Below are 19,827 nucleotides of genomic sequence, written 5' to 3'. Positions count from 1 at the left end.
GACTCAGTGAGATCCGACATCACCGCGAGCAGCTGCGCGATCGCCCATTGCGTGAGTCCGCGCGCGCCGCGCACCGAATAGCCGCCCCGCGCTGCGGCGCCGGCTACTGCTTCGTCAGTGTCGACGGGCTCGCCGAATTTCTCGCGGGCTCGCGGCGTCGGCGGGATGACCAACGGCGCCACCAGCGGCAACCCGGGCGGCTTCGCTGCGGCCGCCGCGTCGAGATCCTGGCCGCGATCGCGCCAGTGCGCGCGCAGCGCGTCGACGCACTCGTCGCTGATCGGCACGAAGCGTTGCTTGTTGCCCTTGCCGATCACCTCGAGCAACCAGCTGGCCGGCGTGTCGTCGTCCGCCGGCATCCAGACAAGCGCCGCACGCCTCGCCGCGGCCGCCTCAGCGATCCGCAGGCCACCATCCCCCATCAGCAGCAACAGCGCACGTGCTGTCCGCCAGCGCGGCCCGCTCGGCCCCTGCAGCTCGCTGCGTTCGGCCAGCGTCTCGCGTACGCGCGTCCAGAGGTCAAGCGGTAGTGCTCGCTCGACCTGCAGCTTGCGCACCCGCCTGACGACGCTGGGATCGGAGACGGCCGCCCAAGGGTTGCCGGCCAGATACCGCACCGCGACGAGCCACGTGAATGCCGCGCGAATCGCGCGCACCGCGTAGCGCTGGCTTTCCGGTGACAGGCCACCCGGCGCGAACGGCCGCCACTGGCTGCTCGTGCGCGCGACTGGCGGCCCCGTGAAGCGTTCGCCCGGCGCGGCGAGAAACGCCTTGTAGGCCTCGCAATCCTCAACCCGCATCGACGACAGCGCGACGCCGCGTTCCGCCACGCACCACAGCACGAGGCGCTCGAGCTCCTTCCTGTAGACCCGCTGCGTCGCGGGCCGGTCGTCGTAGCGATGCAGATAGGCCCGCACCGCATCGAGATCGTGCGCCGCGCCGAGATACGCGAACACGGGCGCGCGGTTCGCCCCGTGCGCGCCGGACAGCTCGACGGGCAGCGCCAGGCGCTCGAGCGGGGCCAGCTGCCCGGCGCCGGCGGTGACGCCCGCCGACGTCGGCGCGAGCGCGTCGCCGGCGTCGACGTCGACCTCAACGGGCGCGCCGATCGACGCCGCGTGACGCCGCAACCAGGCGACCAGCACGCGGGCGCGGCCGACGCCGATGCGCGGCACCGATCGCCACCACTGCCCACCGCGGCGGTTCACGAACGCGACGAGCTCGCCGAGCGTGTGGATGCCCTCTCCCTCCAGGCGTGCGGCAACGAGCGGCCGAAACCAGCGACCGACCGGGTGCTCGGCCCGCGGCGCGGCGACCGCCCACTGCGCGGCGACCTGCTCGATCAGTTGCAGCGACACGGGCGTCAGGCGGGGCTCGCCGTATTTCGCGATCGCCGCCTGCAGGTGGGCTTGCAATACTGGCGAGCCGTCGCGTAGCGCGGCCGCGACCAAGTCGTCGCGCATCGTGCGCAGCAGCTGAGCGACGTCGACCGGCTCGACGGCATCACGGTCGAAGTACAGTCGCTCGATTGTCTCGATCGGCAAGCCTTTCACGCGCGCGCGCAGCGCCGTGAATTCGGTGCGGCTGTAGCTGCGCAACGGCATCTGGGCGAGCTGCTGGGGACGATTTGCCATGGCTCAGCCTGCAGGAATGGGCGATACGACCGTATCGGCCGTGGTGACGCGCTGAAGCCGTTCGAACGCGGCGATATAGCGATGCATCGGTACCGCCGCCAGCTGCGCGTCCAACCGTGCGAGCACGTGCTCGACCGCCGCGCGCTCGAGGTCGGTCAGCGCGCCCGACTCGCCCCGCTCGGCGCGATCGGCGCAGTCCTGGAGGGCCGCCTCGGCCCGTCGATAGAGTGCCGCCTCGGTCGAGTCGAGAAAGTACGCGAGGTAGATCGCATTCAATAGCGTGGCCAGCTGCGCGACGTCGTCGTTCGCGTCGCGTAGTGCCGCGAGCGCCACGTGGTGCTTCAGCTGGATCCGACGCAGTTCGCCGGTCGGGATCGGCAGCAGTTGCGCCCTGGTCAGCGGCCGGCGGTTACGGGACGTGGCTTTTCTCATCGGCTCGGAAAATTCGACGAGCGGACCTTGTCGCACCGCTCGCATTGATACGCGTGGAGACCGCTGTCGTTCAGTATGTAGCGGTAATGGGTATGCTGCACCCAGCGATGCGCACCCACCAGACACGCTAAACGTGCCATCCAATTGCGGAGCATGTTGTCCTCCAGTTCGATTTTCGTCTGCAGCTCGAGCGGCGCTGCGGCACCGTTCGGGCAGCGCATCGGGAAACTCGCAGAGCGCCGTGCAGGTTGTCATTCGGCCGTCGCGGTTTGAGCTGGCCCGAATGTGTCGGCCCAGCTCTCGTCCGTCACGTTGTCGAGCGTGGCAATCGCCGCCGCACGCGACGCGTCGATGCTCGACGCCTCACTGTTCGGCACGTGCATGCCTGTCAGCACGTCGGAAGCCGCATAGCAAGGGACATCATCGCGCCCGACGATCGCATGAACGGCCCATGTCCGACCGCGGTGCTCGAACGGTATGCCGATCACCTGGACATCGCCCGTCCGCATGGCGAGCGTGAACACCACGCCATTGACGTATTGGGGCGCCGGCCGGACAGGCGGTTTTTTCCGGTAAGAGCGGGCCATGGTATTAACTCCTGCAGGGAATCGGCACCCAGAGTTCGGACACCGGCGGTTCGCCGAGGACAAGCGCGAGGAAATCGCCTGCCGCCGCCGGGTGTTCAATGAAGCGCTGTACATGGGCCGGCCGAGCAAACGCGACATCCAGCAACGCGCCCGATGCGCTGCGGACCAACGAGTGCGAGACGAAGCGTTGTTGCGCGCCGTCGCCACCGTTCACAAGCCAGCCGCGTACCGGCGTATCGCCGGGATGCGATTGCAGCCAGCGCGTGACCTGCTCGTGGCAGCGATGCGGATTGGGAGGCCAATGCGCCAGCGCGCCGGCACCCGCGTAACGGTCGATCGACAGAGCGTTCGCATAGTCGTGCGCGATGGCGTCGGAAAGCGTCAGCTTCACGGCGGTCAGCGCGGCGTTACGGTCGAAGGCAGCGGTCATGATGCGCGGTCGTCCGATGTGGTGCGCCCGGACGGTGCGGCCGCGGCGCTGACCAGATCCAGCAGCCGATGCTCGTCGCGCTGCAGCGCTTGCCGTCCCGCGTCATCGACGGTCTTTCGGGCGGCGTTCACGAAGCCGAGCCAGTACGCGAACAGGCTGACGGCTGATGCATGCAGTGCCCTGCGTTCGGCATCGTCGCCGGCGGCCGCGGCGAAGGTCATATAGTCGCGGATATGCCTTTCGGCCGATGCGGTCAGTTCAGGATACGAGACGGTGTAGTCGTGCACGTTGGTCTATCAGGTGTTGAAGTTGGAGGAATCGAGATCCACCGGAACCGCTCCGATGGATCTCTCGTCATTGCTGTTTTTCTACCAGGCCGGTGCGAACGCGCCGGGCTTCAAAATGAGATTCATGAAATGGTGCGTGGTCAGCGACACCGGCCGCTTCTTCGGACGCTTCAAGATCTCGAACTGACACGGCGCCACTTCGACGAGCAAGCCACATCCTTCCGGCACCTCCGACGCCTCGATCATGCCGGCCGGCGCTGCGTAGTACAGCACCTCCGCGATTTTCCCGTAGCCGGCCCGCTTCTCGGGGCGAGCCACGTCCGCGAGAAAATCCGCGCGACTCACCTTCACTTCATCGACACACGGATTGATGCGCTTTTCGTCGTAGTTCGCAGCGACTGAAAACACGTCGGGACGAATCGCTTGCCGGCCACCGCTTTCAAGGTCGACCAGCAATTCGATGTTCTGCCACGTCACGCGACCTTGACTCTGACGCCACTGCGCCAAGCGGCCAGCAAGAGTGTGATGCGGCTGACGCCGCTCGACCTCGCGCGCCTTCTCGGCGGCAAGCTCTTGCTCGCCCGCTTTCGTGATGCGAAAGCGAACGCCGTAGCCGAAGCGCTCGAAGCGCTCAACCAACCCGAGTGCGGCCAGGTCCAGGTCGATGCCGTCCGTCATCCCGGCACCACCATTCGCCAGGCCTTGCCAATAGAACCGCAGGCGTTTGTAGTGTTGGCGTGTCAGCGTCGTCATCGCGTTTTCCGTTACGATTCGTATCCCGGTTGGTGAATAGGATCAGTCGGGTGACCGCCACAGACGCGACACCAGAAGACCCCTTCCGATGGTTGGTCCATCGGAACCACCTCGTGACCGATCATCTCCCTGTCCTCATCATAGTGACGTGGATCTAGGGGAGGCAGTACGCCCAGATCGAGAACTTTCTTCCGGGTTCCGGCCATGGCGTTTTCCTATGCTCGCAGGCGCATCGCTCGCGCCGCGTCTCGAATACGCGTGGCCGCCCGGCGCGGCGTATCGTTGATGCACGTCCAGTCGTGATGCCACCACGCAATCAGGTCCGCCGCGATGCTGATCGTTCGTGCTGCGACGACGTCGCGAATTTCGTCGGCTACCTCATCCCACCAGGCCGCGCCTTCGCCGTCGCCGGCCCGCGAGTCGATTGCTTGACGGTAGATCGCCTTAGCAGCGTCGAGCGTGATCGTCATCGCGTTTTCCTATTCCGTTTCTTGACGCGCAAGTCGGATCTTCGCGGCCGCATCGAGCAGCTGCTGCGCGAGCGCTTCCGACTCGTCCGCCGTGGCGAGGATCCGGAAGTGGTGTTCGCTGTCGAGCTGGCCCACGACATCGAGTTCGATCACTTGATGGTCCTCCCACGCGAACACGCGTGCCCTGGCGTGGACCGACGCGTCGCCGCGGCCTTTGGTGTAGCGGGCGGTTGTTTTCATCAAGGCTCCGTCAAAACCCGTACTGATCGTCGCCCCAGCGACGCAGCACCTGGTAATCATGTTCGGGCAGCACGATCAGCCCCGCCTCGGCCGCCTCGAGCACGCGCTCCATCTGCCCGCTCAGGATCAGGTTGCCGTGCAGACCGTAGAAATACCAGGCGAAGCGATGGCCGATGCGCTCGTCGAACTGCATCAGCTTCCCGTACAGGCTGTACACGTCCAGCTTCGCGGTGTTCTTCAGCGCCGCGATCTTGCGCGTGTGAGTCCAGCGCGGTATGAAGTCCATCTCCCGGCCGATACGTGGATCGGTGTTGTCCTGGGTGATGAAAACCCACCGCTGACAAATGCGCTCGCCCGCCTGGCCGGCGCTTGACGCAGCCCAGTCGTCGAAGAAGCGGCGGCCGCGCCATTGTTGGTTGTCGTAGCCCGGCGTGAGCTCGCGCACACTGACCACCCGCGATTCGCCCGTGTCGAGGTTCCGCTCGACCAACTGCCGATCGCCGTCGCGCTGCCGGCGCTCGTTATAAGTCGTCTCGGCGAGCGCCGCAAAGTGCTTCATGTCGATCACCGCCTCGAGCCGATAGCGCGGCGAGCCGAGCGTGCGCCGCTCGAACCGTTCGACCGGCATGTCGTGCCAGCCGGAGCGCAATTCATGCACATCCGGCGAGCGCCACGGCGTGCTGCGCGGAAACACCTCGCGCTCGACGAATTCCTGTTCTTCCCAGATTTCGAGCTGCACGAAATTGTCCTGGTCACCGCCGCGGTCGAATACGAAGTAGTGCAACAGCGGCTGGACGTCGACCAGTAGATAGCCGGAATCCCGGTGCGCGAGCAACACGTCCTCCACCGAGCCGCCGTGCACGTCGAGCTGGCCGTCGATCCACGCGTGATAGTCGGCTGCGATCTCGCGGCCGTCGGCATCGATCACGCGGGCGGGCCGTTCAGAGAACTCGTCGCGTGTGACCGCGTAGCGCGCGCCGCGATAGTCGGTGCGGGTCGCAAACGTCGTCAGCAGCGCGGCGTGCTTCGACGTGACCGGGGTCGCCGCGACGATCGTCGCGAGCACGTCGGTCTGCAGTTCGTATTCCTTGCGCATCGCAGGGTTCCTATTAGACATGGGTTTGAATACGAGTCAGGCCATCAGCCGGACGAGCGCATCCCTGGCACTTCGGACTGCATCTGCCGCGGCGGGATGTTGAGCGATGCGATGTCCAGGCAGATCAGCACGGCGAGTCGCTTGCAATCGGCCAAATAGGCCGCCTCATCTGCCCCGTGGAAGTCTCTGGCGAGCACCTTCCACATCGACAACACGCCAAGCGCCGCGCGCCATGCGCTCGCCGCGCGGCTCCGGTCATTCGCCACACGATGTGCTTCGGCGATCGCAAGGTACTCGACCATCTCCTGCTCGGCACGCGCGGTGATTCGTTCGTAGGTCAGTTTTGACATGACGGGATCTCCTGATCGTTTCAGCGCCTCGGCGCGCGCTGCTCGAGGTGGATCACGTTCGACCGCGCGAAGGTCACGCGCTCGCCGATGAAGAAGCCGCGGTATTCCTCCCCGGCGCCGGCAGCACCGACGAACTCGGTGACGATCGCGCCGTAGCTGTCCTCGTCGACCAAGCCGTCGTGCACCCGATCCAGGCACACCGTCGCGCGCAGTAGCGGGCCGTCGACCGGCTGTAGCTCAACCACGTCGCCGCGCTCGATCGTCCTGCGCTTGACGTCGCGGTCAGGATTCCAGTCCCGCTCGAAGTCCTCGTGGCGCTCAAAATCGCTCGGATAGCGATAGCCCCACGACCGGCGCAGCAGCAACCACGCGGCGATCGGCATCGGCGCCTGGCCGGCCTCCCAGCGCTGGACCTGGCGCTCCTTCACGCCGAGCAGCGCGGCCGCCTGCGCCTGGGTGCGCCGGCCGCGCTGCCGCATCGCCCTGATCTCGTCGGGCGTCGGCCCGCCGTCGTACGGCGCGACTTCGAGCGTCACACCGCCGTCCCACTCCAGCGTGACCGGCTCGTAGCACTTCGCGCAGGTGGCGGCCGCGCCGTCGTAGCTGTCGTCCGGGTGATGGACCTCGCCGCGTTGGCCGCAGGCTCGGCAGCGATACACGTACAGCACGGACATGATGCCTCCTGAACAGAACCCGTCTTAAAGACGTATAAACCAGCATAGCACGTCTTAAAGACGTGTCAAGCCACTTTGATAAACCGCCCTTTCGGGTATTCGTGCATTAAACGCAATGCCGATAAGGGGAGTTATCGGCATTGACGGCACGCCATAAAAACCCGGCCGCAGCCGGGTTCGGCGTCGTTCAGGACCGCAGGATCAGGTACGCGGCCATGAACGGCAGGTTCGCCGCGGCGATCGCCGCCAGCGGGTGAACCAGCCCGTAGCTGGCCGGCCACAGCGCCGACAGCCCGCGGTCAACGGCCGCCAGCGCGATCAGCGCCCCTCCGGCCGCTACGCCCCTGCCCCACCCGCTTTCCTCGAACTGCCATGCTGTCACGTTCATTGCCGAGATCCTCTGCATTCACCCGGTGGATTCCATCGTGCCGGCCACTCACGCAGCGGGCTCACCGTCCGGCAGTTCGGGATCCGGCAGGAACGACACCTGGCCGGGCGGGATGACAAAGCTCGGCAACCAGTCGTCCAGGGCCGTACACACGCGCTCGTAGGCCGCGTCGAGCCCGGAACCCTCCGGTGCGTTCGGCGCGTCCGGAAACAGGCGCCGGCCGGTCTCGATCATGTCGTCGCAGGGGAAGCCGTACCGCCCCTTCTGCAGCATGGTCCACAGCGCGTCGTAGCGCTCGGCCTCGAGGGACATCAGGCCGACCGACATCGCATCCGCGATCCGGAATTTCATGTAGCCGATGCACCACTCGAGGAACATCTGCTGGACAGCCGTCATCGGCGTTGTCACTTCGCCATCTCCTTCGCCACGCCCACGTATCGCAGAACGGCGATCGGCATACCTGGTTCGCCCGGCGGTCGGCCGGCGCTCAGTGCTCGCCCCGGGACGCGTAGACCGTGCACACAATGCACGCGGCGAACGTTACTCCCGCCGGTACGCTCCAGCCGAGCGCGAGGCACCCGACAGTCAATGAAAAGGCAAAAACCGCCGCACCGCCGAATCCGTTCATCCCCGCTCCTATTCTGTTCTCAGGCGCGCTGTCGTGCGTCGGTGGCGCCCATCGTACCGCCGGCGGCCGCCACGCCGCGTTACGTCGCCGGCCGCAGCCAGTTTTCGACCGGCAGCCCCGCGATACGGGTGAATTCAGCCGTGTTGTCCGTGACCAGCACGGCGTCGACGGCCAGCGCATGCGCGGCGATCAGCATGTCGTTGGCGTCGATCAACTGGCCTTGCTTCTCGAGCTCGGCCCGCAACCGCCCGTAGCAGCGGTCCGCGTCCGGTTGCAGCGGCAACACGGTCAGGCTTGCGAGCAGCTGCTCGACGCGCTGCGCGAGCGTTGACGAGCCACGCTTCCAGACGCCGAACCGCAATTCCGCGGCCACGATGATCGAGGTGCACACTTGTTCGGGCGGCGTTTCTCCAATCCGGGTGGCGCATGCGCCGCGCGGGTCGCGGATCACGTTCGACAAAATGTTGGTATCGAGCAGGTACAGCGTCATTCGATATCGACCGGTTCAGGCGGAAGGTCCTCGATGTCCGGGAAGATCTCGTCCAGCGGGGTCCATTGGGCGAACAGCTCGCGCAAGGGCGCGGCCTCTACGGGCTCAATGATCAAGCGGCGACCTTCCCGGTGGATGGTGACCTCCGACACCGGCAGTTCGAATTCGCGCGGGATCCGCACGGCCTGGCTCCGCCCGTTGCGGAACAGGCGCGCGTGGCGGGTGTCATGGTTTGGCATCGGGGTAGCTCCAATTCAAACAGAATGGCATATGCCACAGCATATACAAACCGACGCGAGTTCGCAACGCGCTCAGCGCACCGATTGATCGGTCTTACTGCTTGGAGGGCAATCTCTTGCTGCTGTGGGGGCGTTTCGGCGCGCGCGGGTCTTCGCGAGTCACGCTCCGTGCAGGCTTGTCGGCGCGCCGCCCACGAAACGACGGATGACGCAACTGTCCGGTCGGCGTCCACTCGAGAAACGCTACTTCGGCAACGAGTTCCGGCTTCAGCCAGTGGAACTCGCGATCGGCTTCGGGTTCCGGCGCGCGGACGAACGGCGAGCGCTTGCGGCCTAAGGATGCAAGGCGGTCTTCGAATTCCCGTGCCTGGCGGGGCGCGAAGCGCGGCGCGACGTGCCCGACGTACCGCAGTTGTCCGCCCTCCTCGTACACGCCGAGCAGAACCGCTCGCACGCCCCCGGCGGCGCCCTTACGGCGCGAAAATCCCCCAATGACGAACTCCTGGCGTTTACTGCATTTGAGTTTGATCCAGCGGTCCGTTCTTCCCGAGCGATACGGCGCGTCCACCCGCTTGCCCATGATTCCCTCTAGACCAAGGGCACACGCCGAGGCCAGCATGGCGTCGGGGTCGGCATCGACCGCCTCAGAGAAGCGCACCTCGTTGCCGAGAATATCGGCAACGAGCTTCGTTAGCGTGGCTCGGCGTTCACGCCACCTCCACGGCCGGAGATCATTGTTGTTAAGCCACATCAGGTCGAAGACGACAAGCGAAATCCCTGCAGTTCGACGTCTATCAAACGCATTCTGCAGGCCGTTGAAGTTTGGCCGCCCTTCTGTATCGAACCAGACGGCCTCCGCGTCAAGCCACGCACGGTCGACCGGCAATCGTTCAAGGACGGACCTCAGGTGCGGTAGTCGGGCGGTCCAGTCGTGGCCGTTCCTAGTGAAGATTCGAACGTCACCAGCGTCGATACGCGCGAGCATCCGGTAGCCGTCGAATTTGATCTCATATCCCCACTCTCCCGACGTTGGAGGTTCTGCAGCAAGCACGGCCAGCGACGGCTCGATGAATTCCGGCATGCGTTCATTTTTGGCTACTGGCGTCCGGGCACGGATGCCGAGCTCACTTGTCCACCGCCCCATATGCCCTCCTCGCTTTGCAGGTATGCGGGCAATCTATATGCCTGTTGCATGGGGCGCCTGACTAGGCCAGGCCGATCTTGGCTCGAGCCAAGATCGAGCCGTCCAGAGGGTGAATGAACTGTTCTGGATCGGCGGGAATCGTAGCCACCCCAATCTCAGTGAGTTGCTTCCGCGAATCTTGGCTCGAGCCAAAACTATTTAAAAGTGTGGTTCATGGCGAATCATCCAACATGGGATCTCCGATCTTGGCTCGGGCCAAGTCGGTAGCATTTTCGCTCCGAATCGTTGTTACTTGACCACATTTTGTAAAGATCACAAAAAAATATAGTTATTTGATTGACTTATTTTGACTGAGGAATAAAACTCCGAGCGTTGAAACAAACACTTTCCAGTGGAGGTGAAATGGTCATCACGATTGGGGCGGAAAAAGGAGGTGTTGCTAAAACGCGGTTAGCAACGCACATAGCAGCCCTGGCTGCCGCGGAAGACGTGGATGTCGTTCTTCTGGATACTGATAAACAGGGCTCTGCGATGAGTTGGTCGCGAATCCGAAATGAGGAGGGCGTTACACCAGCCATTCCAGTGCTCGCTCTCCCGGCTAATCCGGCCCGGGAACTCGCAAACCTCGCCAACAAGTACACCCTCGTCGTGGTGGACATCGGCGCGCAGAACTATCGGACGATGCTTGAATGTGCACTGTTATCCGATCTCGTGCTGGTCCCTTGTGGGCCAGATCAACAAGAAGTGGAGTCGACCTTGAATGTCTTCGCGACCCTTAAAGAAATGGGGCCGCGGCATGAAAGCGGTGAGATCCCCGCGTACGTTGTGCTCACTCGGGTGTCGCCGGTTGAAGGATCGAAGGCGACTGCGGAATTGCGGGCATATTTGAAAAGCGAAGACATTCGACTTTTCGAATCACAGATTCCGCAGAGAGAAGCTTGGCGTGCGACGGGCAAGACTGGCCGGGCCGTTCATGAGCTGAAGGGCCGTGATCGATCGAAGAAGGCGATCGACGAGATGGAGGCGGTCTATCGGGAAATCATCGAACGGATCAACGGTACGGAGGTCAAGTAATGGCTACTTTTAAGAAAAAATCAGTAGCGGTCGAGCGAGTCGCGGCGGTGGAGGATGCCGCTTCGTTGGCTCCCATTGTGGGCGATCCCCGCATGGCGCCGCCGGTGGCAACTATCTCGCAGCTTCGGGGAGGCGAAGTTGGCTCGAGCCAAGAGCCTACCAGATATGAGATCGGGCAAACGTATGAAGTTCCGATTGGCAAAATTAAATCAAATTCTGTCAATCCGAGAGCCATCTATACAGCTTCTGCTGTATCAGAGATGGCGGAGTCGCTAGCGGCGCGGGGGCAAGGCCAGTCGGCGAGTGCGTATGTCGATGAAGTGGGGGACATCGTGCTCATTGACGGAGAGAGGCGCCTTCGCGGGGCTCGAACGGCCGGGCTCCCGACGTTGCGGGTGGAGATTCGTCCGAAACCAGCGAGTGAGCGGGAACTGTATGAAGAAGCACGCGCTGCCAACGTGGAGCGTAAGGATCAAAGCCCGCTCGATGACGCGCTCAAATGGAAAGAGCTGCTTTCGCGGAAGATTTATCCGACACAAGTGGCTCTGGCCAAAGCGCTCAATCTCGGGGAAGACCATGTGAGTCGGACTCTGTCGCTCGCTCAATTGCCGAGCAAGATCGTTCAAGCCGCCGCCGAGTATCCGGAACTTCTCTCTCTCAAAATGCTGAACGCAATTCGAGAGTTCTGGGAAGTGAAAGGGGAAGAAGAGACCCTCGAATTGATCTTCGATGCTGCTAAGACCGGGATCGGGTACCGCGATGTCGCCGCTCGCAGAAAGGCTGCGGCAAAAGGGACGGTTAAGCGGCCGCGGTCTACGCGCGAGCAACTGTCCTTCCGTGGAGCGAAGGGGGAGTTCAAGTCGTTCGAGGAAGATGGCCGGATCGAGTTGAAGCTGAAGGGTTTGGCGCCGGACGTCGCGGCAGAGATCACCGAAAAGATCTTGGCTCTCTTTCCGAAGGAATAGCGCGACTGTTAGACCGTGAAGGGAGTTGGGGTCGATATCGGGGTGTCCCCTGGATGACGCTGGAGAACATTGCTCACGTGACCGAGCAAAAACGACTATCGGTTATGCAGCGATGGAAGCCAGCGTCGCCTAGTCGTTTGGACTCGTCTCTGGAGCGATGGAGGGTGACGTTCTTCCAGCGATGCTCTATATGCGGCGGGCATCTGCGTGAGAGTGTGTACTCACCTTGTAGCGCTGCCGCTTGACGGTATTGTCTCGTTCTTCCAGCGATGCTGATAGGGCGGGGGTCGTCTCTCCAGCGATGGTCGAGAGGACTACTTTCTCCAGCATTGTCGTTCTTCCAGCGATGGTTTGCCGCTCCGACGCGACTCTGTTGGCGCGGAGGTATCGTGCTTACAACGATGGATCGGTCGATTAGAAAAAGATTAAAAGAAGATTAGGCTCTGTGGACAACAGAGGTAGGCGATTGATTACAAAGGTGTTTTTTGTAAGGCTCGCTCGCTGGAAGAACGATAGTGCCATCGCTGGCGATACGAGTGGTGCCTCGCTGGAGGCACGATTGACCTCGTTGCAGGCACGATAGGGGCTTCACGCTGGAGGAACGAGGAACATCGCTGCAGTGACGAATGCACCGTGATACCTCGCTGGAGGCACGATAGTCCCGTAGTTTTTTTGTTGAACCATCGCTGGAGAGACGAGACAAGGGTCTTGATGGCGAAATTCACGTACTTATACTTCTCGCATGGCAAATTCCATCGTCGACCAGGTGAAAGCGATCGCAGCCCGCGCTAGCAGCGCGGGTGTGGAAACGCAATCCCATCCGACACAGATTCCACTGTGGCCGGCGAACGTTCGTGGGATGCCAAACGCGCTCGCGCGCTCGGCACTGTTCAACGTGAACAAATCGAATGCGCCGCGTAGCCGAATGGAGAAGGCGCTGATCGCTAGCGTTGATGGCGTCGAAATTTCGTTTAGCGGGGAAGAGCTTAGACAGGACGACGCGGACGTCTTTCTTGAAGTGCTTCACCTGGCCCGTGATACTCAGCTGAACGAGAAGGTGGAATTCACAGGCTACAGCGTGTTGAAGTCGCTTGGCTGGGGCACGTCGGTAAAGTGTTACGACAGGCTCGTGACAACGCTGGAGCGGTTGCAAGCGGGGCAAGTTAAGGTTCGCTTCACGGGCAACAAAAAGGGGTTTGTCGGGTCGTTGATCCGTAAATTCCTGTGGAAGGAAGGCACCGAGACGGGAACTGACGGCAAGACGCGGTGGGTGGCGTACGTCGAACCGGAAATCGTCGCGCTTTTCTCTGACGACGACTACACGCGGCTGGCGCGTGAGCAGCGTCAGCGGCTGCGATATGAGTTGTCAAAATGGTTGCATACGTACTACCACACCCATGCAGTGCCTTTCGCGCATTCCGTACGTTTCCTTCATCGTCAATGCGGTTCGCAGACGAAAGAGTTGTTCCACTTTCGCGCGAACTTGAAGAAGGCGCTCGACGAACTCGTGAAAGAGGGCTTCTTGGTCAGCTGGACGATTGACAAGAACGACCTGGTGCATGTCGTGCGTGCGTCGTCGCGTGGCGCGATTGCGGCCTGAAAATGAGGCGGTGTTCGCCGGCCAACGACGCGCCTTGTAGTTTGGTGATGATCGACTAGCAAAACTCCCGCGACGTCGTCGGCAGGGCACCGAGCAATTCGGTCCTGTCGACGAGCTTGCTAGCGATCGGGTGACACACTTTCCCTTCGGCGTGCCAAACGCCGTACACGGCCAGCAACGCGGCGCCGAGCGCCTCCTTCCGAAACTTCTCCAGCAGTCCGGAAGAGGGTCACGTTGACCTGGCCCGCCTCGTCCTCGAGCGTCATGAAGAGCACGCCGTTCGCCGTGCCCGGCCGCTGCCGTACCGTTACCAGTCCGTACGCACGCGCTGCCCGCTGCCCAGCGTTGCCAGCTGCTCGCTCGACTGCAGGGGTGTACCGAAATATGGTCAGGTTGGCGCGAAGCGTTCCAGCAACCATCTGCCAGCAGGGCCGGGCAAGCGATCAGTGAGATAGGTTGCCTGGAAAGGCATTAAACCTGCCGAAGGCCCTTCCAATACGATACGCACCAAGCGTCCTTCCTTCAGGTCTTCTTTGATAAGCCAGAGCGGCATGTGCCCCCATCCGAGTCCCGCGCGCAAGAAAGCGTGCTTCGCGCCGAGATCGGCGAGCCGCCAAATATTCTTTCCCTGCACTCCGAAGTCGACGCCGTGAGTCAGGGTAGAGCGGTCGGTGAGGACGAGTTGTGTTTCATTCAACAACTCCCGGAACACGATAGCGCCCCGTTTACCGGCTAGGGGCGATCCTGGGGCCACTACCGTGACCATTTCCTCGCTGAACAGCCGCTCGGCAGCAAGTCCAGGGGGAAGGAACGGCAGCGTCCCGGTTATACCGAGACTGCACTGACCATTGAGCACAAGTTCCGCCACCCGACCCAACGCCTCGACATGGAGCCTGAGCGGCGTGGACGGGAAGCGTTGCTTAAAGCTGCTCAAAGCATCGGTCAGGCATTGCTGCGGAAACATGACATCGACGACGATGGAGAGTTCGGGCTCTAGGCCGGCGGAGAAGCTTCGGGCCTTGGCCTTCAGGGCGTCGGCATCCAGCACGACGCGGCGCGCATCCACCAGCAGGTTCTCTCCGTGTGCCGTCAAGCGGGGGTAGCGGCCGACGCGTTCGAACAAGGTGACGCCGAGCTGCGCTTCCAAATTGGCAATGGTCTGGCTCACTACCGATTGCGCGCGGCTGATCGCTCGGCCCGCCGCCGAAAAACTGCCCTCGTCTGCTGCAGCGACGAAGGTACGCAAGTGATCGAGGGAAACACCGTCCAGCAATGTATCTTTTCCGTAGATGGTTTGTATCGAATAATATAGGCTTCTCAGGTGGATGGATAGACCCTACGCTGCATGGCAAAGGAGTCTTCCATGTCACAGAATATTTTTGTCATTGGCGCCTCAGGATTTGTGGGAAGCACCCTTGCAAGACATTTCGTTGCGCAAGGGCAAGAGGTGTCAGGGCTCGCGCGTTCCAGCCACGCAGAATCTGCTCTGCGGGCCGTCGGCGTCCAGCCCGTGCACGGAGATCTCGACACCGATCTCGCACCGGTACTGGCTGCAGCTTGCTCGGCTAACGTCATTGTCTATGCCGCCCAGGTCGCTTTTGAGCGCGAGCCGGCTGTTATCCGGAGGCTATGCGACGCGCTTGCCGGCAGCGCGAAGACTTTGATCTTTCTTTCAGGAAGCGGTGTCTTCATGCAGCGAACGGGCGGTGCGTGGAGCCCGGACAGCTTCGCGGAGGATGATTCCTTCGTGCCGGAGCCTTTGGCACTTCTCAGGGTCGAGGCGGAAGAAATCGTCCGCGCTGCCGCTCGGCGTGAGTTGCGCAGCATGGTGATCCGGCCACCGCTAATCTGGGGCCCGGGGGACAACGGCCCGGTAGCCCAAGTGTATCGCTCGGTCGCGCTCACAGGGGCGGCCTGCTACATCGGGTCCGGGCTTGCCGCCTATTCCAACGTGCACGGCGACGACCTGGCACGCCTGTTCTCACTGGCCATCGAACGCGGGCAACCCGGCGCGCTGTACCACGCTGCTGCCGGCGAAATTGCTTACGGATGGATTGCCGAAGCCGTGGCGCGTGACCTGGGCGTCAAGACGCGCAGCCTGTCGATGGACGAGGCCGTCAAAGTATTCGGCCCCTTCGGCGCACTGATTCACTCGGCGTGTAGCCGCTCACGCGATCCGCGAACTCGGGGTGAGCTGGGCTGGAAGCCTACCCGACTCGACCTTCTTTCCGAAATCGGTGAGCCGCGCCTGCGGGCGCTCGCGATTTCTTAACCCAACCAAGGAGCACATTCATGAAGACACATGACAACAAGATCGCCATCATCACTGGCGGCAAGCAGGGCATCGGTCGCGGCATCGCTAATCTTCTCGCACAACGCGGTGCTCAGGTGGTGATTGTTAATCGCGAGAAGGCCGACGAAGCCGCCATGGCGATCGGCCATGACGCCATTGCCATTGCAGCCGACGTGACGAGCGAAGACGGCTGGGCCGCAGTCGCCAGCCAAGTCGAACAGGCATTCGGGCGGGTCGACATCCTTGTCCATGCCGCAGGCATTTATCCCCTGGCGACACTCGACCAGATGACGCCTGCCGAATGGCGCCGCGTGATGGCGGTGAACCTCGATGCGCATGTGCTCGGCGCCCGTGCCATCGTGCCGCTAATGCGCAAGGCGGGCCGCGGTGCGATCGTCACGATCGGATCGGATGCTGTCGGCATGGTGACCCCGCCCGGTATGGGTTTCTCGCACTATTACGCATCCAAACTGGGCGCGATCGGCTTGGTACGTGCGCTCGCCAACGAACTGGCGGCCGACAACATTATCGTCAATGCGGTGCATCCCGGCATCACTGACACCGAAGGTGCCAGCGGCATGCCGAACGAGCAGAAGGCGCAAGTCTACATGCAGCAGGCCATCAAGCGACTCGGTACACCCGCTGACATCGCCGGCCCGGTGGCTTTCCTCACCAGTGACGATGCCCGCTTTGTCACGGGTCAGACGCTAGTGGTCGATGGTGGCTGGATGAGGCTATGACGGAAGAGGGGGAGCGGCCGGAAGAATACCGGATCGATTCTCGGTAGGGGCCACAGAGAGAGATCTCAACAAAATTCCCGCGATGTGGTCGGTAGGGCGCCGAGCAACTCAGTCCTGTCGACGAGCTTGCTCGCGATCAGGTGCCGCACTTTCCCCTCGGCCTGCCTAACACCGTAGACCGCGAGCAACGCGGCGCCGAGCGCCTCCTTCCGAAACTTCTCCAGCAGTCCAGGCCACAGGATCACGTTGACCTGGCCCGTCTCGTCTTCGAGCGTCAAGAACAGCACGCCGTTCGCCGTGCCCGGCCGCTGCCGTACCGTGACCACTCCGCACGCGCGCGCGAGCTGCCCGCTGCGCAGCGTTGCGAGCTGCTCGGCAGACTGCAGGTGATCCAGCGCGAGGCGATCGCGCAGCTGCGCCAGCGGGTGCCGGCCGAGCGTGAAGCCCATCGCGCGATAGTCCGTCACGATCTCGTGACCCTCCGATGCCCGAGGCAATGCCGGCACCGCGTCGTCACATTCGGTGCCGCGCAGCAGATCTCGATCAGGCACGGCGGGGGCAGCCAGCCAGAGCGCGTCGCGTCGGTTATCGCCGGCGAGCGAGCGAAGTGCGTTCGCACCCGCGAGCACCTGCAGGTCGTGCCGATCGAGCTGCGCACGGCGCGCGAGGTCCGCGACGTCGACGAACGGGCGCGCTGCGCGTGCGAGCTCGATGCGGCCGGCGACGTCCTCGCGCATGCCGCGCAACAGCGAGAAGCCGAGACGCACGGGCGCCGACGTTGTCGGCCCTTCGATCGCCGAATCCAATGTGCTCCCGTCGATGTCGACACGGGAGCACCGCAGCGCCGCGGTGTCTTGCGTCCTGCGGTAGCTGCGAGGATATGCGAGAACCAATCGAACGGCGTGGGCCCCAGAGTACCGAACCCGAGCACGCGGCGCACGGCTCTAGACTAGGTACTGGACGAAGCCTCCGTTTGTTTGGGCGTATACCCTAGGTATCGGGGAACGAAATGCTTTGATATGTTTATTTCAAAATGTTTCAGAAAAGAAATTCTGAGAGCCGAAGTGCAAAACAGGCGTAGGGAAAGTTCCACTTTCTTGCCTTAAGCGCGTTGCGACAAACGATTACAACGGATGCACCCGGGGGCAATATGCGTCGTCCGAAATTCGAGCTTGGCGTTCGCCATGGCGAACGAGTCATGCACCGTTTCATTCGAGGGACTATAGCCCTGGCGTTAGTGGTTGTCAGTGCTATCGCAACGTCCGGCTCCATCACCTATACGTACGACCCGCTGGGCCGGTTGACAAAGGCCGTTTTCAATAACGGCTCCACTACCACAACGGTTACCTACAACTACGACGCAGCGGGAAACCGAACGTCCGTCTCCACCACATCCCCATAGCGAGGTAAGCAGTCACAGCACATAGCACGCAACAACAGCTCATCTAATTTCGTAGTTCGAAGTATTTAGAATCCTATCGGGGGATGTAATGCCCACGTTTCCGCGCGTCGATTTCCGGCAGTCAGTGCGTGTCTTCCTTCTGAGTGCCCTGATGGCTCTCGGATCTCACACTCTTGCTAGCCCTATTCAATCCGCCTTGCCACCAACCGCCAAAAAGGTGCCAGCGGATTGGATGTTGGGTGCACAGCCGACTGCACCGAAGTCTTCGAAGCACTACGTTGGAAAGGAGCCACCTCCCTCTGGCGTCGGGCAGCCGGTGACCTTCGTGAGCGGGAAGCCTGCGATTGCGTATTCTCCGGAGGATATTTCGGCACTCGCTAATGCGCAGGGGCCGGGGAGAAATGCAGTCAATATGTTTCCGATCTCCGGTAAAGAGTGGGAGCAATCCCGCTCGCGAGTCGTCCTCCCGCCGAACGTCAATCAAGGCGCAGCGGTCAATACGAAAACCGTTGCACCGTCCACGCGCAGCGCACGTGCCAACGTCATGAGTGCGGGCGGCAACGGAAGTCCTCAAGGGCCGGCATCGATTGCCGAACTTGCTCGCGCACTCAACTATAACCCGGACGTCATCTATCAATACGTTCGCAACAACGTCGAGGTGTATCCGGTATACGGTACTCAGAAGGGCTCATTTGGCGCCGTGCTGGACAATCAGGGGACCGTCTATGATCAAGCGATGTTGATGGTCGATCTCCTCCGAGCATCCGGCTATACAGCGAGCTTCACGACAGGGGTGATCAAGTACACGGCAGCACAATTCAACACGCTTTACGGCGTCGATACATCAAATGTTTGTGGAATCCTGAAGCTGCTAGGCGACGGCGGATTTCCAATCTATGGGGCGACGGCAGTGAGTCCCGGGCAGTGTCCTGGTAACACATCTGCACTGGTTGACGTGTCAGTGGGGCACGTCTGGGTAAAGACGGTCATCAACGGTACGACCTACTATTTCGATCCGAGCTACAAAACTCATTCATTCAAGACCGGCATCAATCTCGCCAGTTCGAGCACGACAGGCTACGACGCACCGACGTTCCTGAATTCGGCGAAGAGCGGAGCGACGATCACCGCGGACTATGCACAGAACATCAATCGCACGAACATTCGAAACAACCTGACGACCTACGCCAATAACCTCGCGACGTATTTGCGATCGAACATGCCAGCGGCTACGGTCGACGATGTGGTTGGCGGCAAATCAATCGATCTGATCTACGGGGCGATTCCGCACTACACATCGCCACCGCTGCAAAACACGGTCTATGCGCTTCAGGATCAGACGGATGTTCCGATATCCATGAAGCCGACTTTGCGGATCCAATATCAGGGGATCGATCAGACCTACTCGTCGGATGCGATCTACGGTCATCGGCTAACCATCACGTACAACTCTACTAATCAGCCGATCCTCACCCTCGACGGTTCTGCAGTGGGAAGTCCTGGCACGGCCCCTCCTTCTGGTGCGTCCACGATCCTCACCCTTACAGCGACGCACAACGCATATGCTACGACAGCTGCAAACCTGACCATCAATCAAACGATTGTCGCGAAACCCGGAAACGTGTTCACGATTGCGAATGCGTGGGGACCGACCGGTCGTGGCCTGCCGAACTATTATCAAACCGCGCTCGGCAACCTTCGAGCGGCGGGCGCGGCCGACACATCGGAGGCGGTGGGGGGAACCACTTTGGCTGTTGTCGCCGCACATTGGCTTGGCCAAACATCTCGGATGCAGTCCCTAAGCGAGCGCTTGTCCAACACCACGTTCCTGGTTCTGAACCGCACCGGGAATCGTGGAGGCTGGTTGGTTTAAGTTAATGCGGACACGTCAGCGGCATTTCTGAGTTGCCT

General features: G+C 62.1%; 23 protein-coding genes and 1 pseudogene. 6 read left to right on the top strand and 18 right to left on the bottom strand.

The features are described 5' to 3' along the window. The 16 genes from BDO18943_RS40275 to ligD form a co-directional block, all read right to left on the bottom strand. On the bottom strand, positions 1-1,634 hold a 1,634-nt coding region (locus BDO18943_RS40275), incomplete at its 3' end, for a phage integrase family protein (RefSeq protein WP_048987427.1). 3 nt (positions 1,635-1,637) lie between these two features. After that, positions 1,638-2,066, bottom strand: a complete 429-nt coding sequence (locus BDO18943_RS40270) for a hypothetical protein (protein WP_027813566.1) — start codon at positions 2,064-2,066, stop codon at positions 1,638-1,640. Positions 2,067-2,317: 251 nt separating this feature from the next. Next, the gene (locus BDO18943_RS40265; RefSeq protein WP_027813564.1) at positions 2,318-2,653 is read right to left on the bottom strand and encodes a hypothetical protein; all 336 of its coding nucleotides are present in this window, start codon (positions 2,651-2,653) and stop codon (positions 2,318-2,320) included. Between the two features lie 4 nt (positions 2,654-2,657). Beyond that, on the bottom strand, positions 2,658-3,083 hold the full coding sequence (locus BDO18943_RS40260; RefSeq protein ID WP_027813563.1) for a hypothetical protein: 426 nt from the start codon (positions 3,081-3,083) through the stop codon (positions 2,658-2,660). Continuing rightward, entirely contained in the window at positions 3,080-3,370 is a 291-nt protein-coding gene (locus BDO18943_RS40255) for a hypothetical protein (RefSeq protein ID WP_027813562.1), read from the bottom strand. Before BDO18943_RS40255 ends, BDO18943_RS40260 begins: the two co-directional genes overlap by 4 nt. Positions 3,371-3,451: 81 nt before the next feature. Further along, on the bottom strand, positions 3,452-4,123 hold the full coding sequence (locus BDO18943_RS40250; protein ID WP_034176084.1) for a hypothetical protein: 672 nt from the start codon (positions 4,121-4,123) through the stop codon (positions 3,452-3,454). A 215-nt stretch (positions 4,124-4,338) separates the two neighbouring features. Then, the gene (locus tag BDO18943_RS40245) at positions 4,339-4,593 is read right to left on the bottom strand and encodes a hypothetical protein (RefSeq protein ID WP_046544062.1); all 255 of its coding nucleotides are present in this window, start codon (positions 4,591-4,593) and stop codon (positions 4,339-4,341) included. A gap of 9 nt (positions 4,594-4,602) precedes the next feature. Continuing rightward, positions 4,603-4,833 (bottom strand): hypothetical protein, encoded by a 231-nt coding sequence (locus BDO18943_RS40240; protein ID WP_027813533.1) that lies wholly within the window; start codon positions 4,831-4,833, stop codon positions 4,603-4,605. Positions 4,834-4,843: 10 nt separating this feature from the next. Further along, positions 4,844-5,929 carry a hypothetical protein gene (locus BDO18943_RS40235; protein WP_027813532.1) on the bottom strand — a complete coding sequence of 362 codons (1,086 nt, stop codon included), beginning with the start codon at positions 5,927-5,929 and terminating at the stop codon, positions 4,844-4,846. 44 nt (positions 5,930-5,973) lie between these two features. After that, entirely contained in the window at positions 5,974-6,279 is a 306-nt protein-coding gene (locus BDO18943_RS40230; RefSeq protein ID WP_027813531.1) for a hypothetical protein, read from the bottom strand. A gap of 20 nt (positions 6,280-6,299) precedes the next feature. Continuing rightward, complete coding sequence (locus tag BDO18943_RS40225) at positions 6,300-6,953, bottom strand: helix-turn-helix domain-containing protein (RefSeq protein ID WP_027813530.1); 654 nt, start codon at positions 6,951-6,953, stop codon at positions 6,300-6,302. 187 nt (positions 6,954-7,140) lie between these two features. Then, positions 7,141-7,341 carry a hypothetical protein gene (locus BDO18943_RS40220; RefSeq protein ID WP_034176085.1) on the bottom strand — a complete coding sequence of 67 codons (201 nt, stop codon included), beginning with the start codon at positions 7,339-7,341 and terminating at the stop codon, positions 7,141-7,143. A gap of 48 nt (positions 7,342-7,389) precedes the next feature. Continuing rightward, positions 7,390-7,749 carry a hypothetical protein gene (locus BDO18943_RS40215; RefSeq protein ID WP_223274427.1) on the bottom strand — a complete coding sequence of 120 codons (360 nt, stop codon included), beginning with the start codon at positions 7,747-7,749 and terminating at the stop codon, positions 7,390-7,392. Between the two features lie 299 nt (positions 7,750-8,048). Continuing rightward, a complete protein-coding gene (locus BDO18943_RS40210; RefSeq protein ID WP_027813527.1) occupies positions 8,049-8,459 on the bottom strand; it encodes a type II toxin-antitoxin system VapC family toxin in 411 nt (136 codons plus the stop codon). Then, on the bottom strand, positions 8,456-8,698 hold the full coding sequence (locus BDO18943_RS40205) for an antitoxin (protein ID WP_027813526.1): 243 nt from the start codon (positions 8,696-8,698) through the stop codon (positions 8,456-8,458). The genes BDO18943_RS40210 and BDO18943_RS40205 overlap by 4 nt, the downstream gene beginning before the upstream one ends. A 94-nt stretch (positions 8,699-8,792) precedes the next feature. Then, the gene (gene ligD, locus BDO18943_RS40200) at positions 8,793-9,779 is read right to left on the bottom strand and encodes a non-homologous end-joining DNA ligase (protein WP_223274426.1); all 987 of its coding nucleotides are present in this window, start codon (positions 9,777-9,779) and stop codon (positions 8,793-8,795) included. 465 nt (positions 9,780-10,244) lie between these two features. Here ligD and BDO18943_RS40195 point away from each other — a divergent pair, with 465 nt between their 5' ends. The 3 genes from BDO18943_RS40195 (at position 10,245) to trfA (ending at position 13,481) form a co-directional block, all read left to right on the top strand. Beyond that, entirely contained in the window at positions 10,245-10,916 is a 672-nt protein-coding gene (locus tag BDO18943_RS40195) for a nucleotide-binding protein (RefSeq protein ID WP_027813524.1), read from the top strand. Beyond that, positions 10,916-11,881, top strand: coding sequence for a ParB/RepB/Spo0J family partition protein (locus BDO18943_RS40190; protein WP_027813523.1), 966 nt, complete (start codon positions 10,916-10,918; stop codon positions 11,879-11,881). The genes BDO18943_RS40195 and BDO18943_RS40190 overlap by 1 nt, the downstream gene beginning before the upstream one ends. 742 nt (positions 11,882-12,623) lie before the next feature. Next, positions 12,624-13,481, top strand: coding sequence for a plasmid replication initiator TrfA (gene trfA / locus BDO18943_RS40185; RefSeq protein WP_027813522.1), 858 nt, complete (start codon positions 12,624-12,626; stop codon positions 13,479-13,481). A gap of 388 nt (positions 13,482-13,869) precedes the next feature. Here trfA and BDO18943_RS40180 read toward each other — a convergent pair whose 3' ends face one another. After that, positions 13,870-14,754, bottom strand: a complete 885-nt coding sequence (locus BDO18943_RS40180) for a LysR family transcriptional regulator (protein ID WP_027813521.1) — start codon at positions 14,752-14,754, stop codon at positions 13,870-13,872. Between the two features lie 90 nt (positions 14,755-14,844). On the opposite strand from BDO18943_RS40180, the gene BDO18943_RS40175 reads away from it, so the two are divergent. Both BDO18943_RS40175 and BDO18943_RS40170 read left to right on the top strand, forming a co-directional pair. Continuing rightward, positions 14,845-15,753, top strand: a complete 909-nt coding sequence (locus BDO18943_RS40175) for an NAD-dependent epimerase/dehydratase family protein (RefSeq protein ID WP_027813520.1) — start codon at positions 14,845-14,847, stop codon at positions 15,751-15,753. Positions 15,754-15,773: 20 nt separating this feature from the next. After that, entirely contained in the window at positions 15,774-16,514 is a 741-nt protein-coding gene (locus BDO18943_RS40170) for an SDR family NAD(P)-dependent oxidoreductase (protein ID WP_027813519.1), read from the top strand. Positions 16,515-16,579: 65 nt separating this feature from the next. Here the strand turns inward: BDO18943_RS40170 and BDO18943_RS40165 are convergent. After that, a pseudogene (locus tag BDO18943_RS40165) lies at positions 16,580-17,396 on the bottom strand (helix-hairpin-helix domain-containing protein); the annotation flags it as partial. Positions 17,397-18,241: 845 nt separating this feature from the next. Here BDO18943_RS40165 and BDO18943_RS40155 point away from each other — a divergent pair. Then, complete coding sequence (locus tag BDO18943_RS40155) at positions 18,242-19,789, top strand: transglutaminase domain-containing protein (RefSeq protein ID WP_235996319.1); 1,548 nt, start codon at positions 18,242-18,244, stop codon at positions 19,787-19,789. Positions 19,790-19,827 lie beyond the last annotated feature (38 nt).

Source organism: Burkholderia aenigmatica (genome assembly GCF_902499175.1).
Classification (GTDB): Bacteria; Pseudomonadota; Gammaproteobacteria; order Burkholderiales; family Burkholderiaceae; genus Burkholderia; species Burkholderia aenigmatica.
This window is presented reverse-complemented; position numbering and strand designations above follow the sequence as displayed.

Bases quoted from the DNA above. Each gene is read 5' to 3' on its own strand.
- BDO18943_RS40270 (WP_027813566.1), bottom strand. From the start codon at position 2,066: ATGAGAAAAGCCACGTCCCGTAACCGCCGGCCGCTGACCAGGGCGCAA.
- BDO18943_RS40265 (WP_027813564.1), bottom strand. From the start codon at position 2,653: ATGGCCCGCTCTTACCGGAAAAAACCGCCTGTCCGGCCGGCGCCCCAA.
- BDO18943_RS40260 (WP_027813563.1), bottom strand. From the start codon at position 3,083: ATGACCGCTGCCTTCGACCGTAACGCCGCGCTGACCGCCGTGAAGCTG.
- BDO18943_RS40250 (WP_034176084.1), bottom strand. From the start codon at position 4,123: ATGACGACGCTGACACGCCAACACTACAAACGCCTGCGGTTCTATTGG.
- BDO18943_RS40245 (WP_046544062.1), bottom strand. From the start codon at position 4,593: ATGACGATCACGCTCGACGCTGCTAAGGCGATCTACCGTCAAGCAATC.
- BDO18943_RS40240 (WP_027813533.1), bottom strand. From the start codon at position 4,833: ATGAAAACAACCGCCCGCTACACCAAAGGCCGCGGCGACGCGTCGGTC.
- BDO18943_RS40235 (WP_027813532.1), bottom strand. From the start codon at position 5,929: ATGCGCAAGGAATACGAACTGCAGACCGACGTGCTCGCGACGATCGTC.
- BDO18943_RS40230 (WP_027813531.1), bottom strand. From the start codon at position 6,279: ATGTCAAAACTGACCTACGAACGAATCACCGCGCGTGCCGAGCAGGAG.
- BDO18943_RS40225 (WP_027813530.1), bottom strand. From the start codon at position 6,953: ATGTCCGTGCTGTACGTGTATCGCTGCCGAGCCTGCGGCCAACGCGGC.
- BDO18943_RS40220 (WP_034176085.1), bottom strand. From the start codon at position 7,341: ATGAACGTGACAGCATGGCAGTTCGAGGAAAGCGGGTGGGGCAGGGGC.
- BDO18943_RS40210 (WP_027813527.1), bottom strand. From the start codon at position 8,459: ATGACGCTGTACCTGCTCGATACCAACATTTTGTCGAACGTGATCCGC.
- BDO18943_RS40205 (WP_027813526.1), bottom strand. From the start codon at position 8,698: ATGCCAAACCATGACACCCGCCACGCGCGCCTGTTCCGCAACGGGCGG.
- ligD (WP_223274426.1), bottom strand. From the start codon at position 9,779: ATGCCGGAATTCATCGAGCCGTCGCTGGCCGTGCTTGCTGCAGAACCT.
- BDO18943_RS40195 (WP_027813524.1), top strand. From the start codon at position 10,245: ATGGTCATCACGATTGGGGCGGAAAAAGGAGGTGTTGCTAAAACGCGG.
- BDO18943_RS40190 (WP_027813523.1), top strand. From the start codon at position 10,916: ATGGCTACTTTTAAGAAAAAATCAGTAGCGGTCGAGCGAGTCGCGGCG.
- trfA (WP_027813522.1), top strand. From the start codon at position 12,624: ATGGCAAATTCCATCGTCGACCAGGTGAAAGCGATCGCAGCCCGCGCT.
- BDO18943_RS40175 (WP_027813520.1), top strand. From the start codon at position 14,845: ATGTCACAGAATATTTTTGTCATTGGCGCCTCAGGATTTGTGGGAAGC.
- BDO18943_RS40170 (WP_027813519.1), top strand. From the start codon at position 15,774: ATGAAGACACATGACAACAAGATCGCCATCATCACTGGCGGCAAGCAG.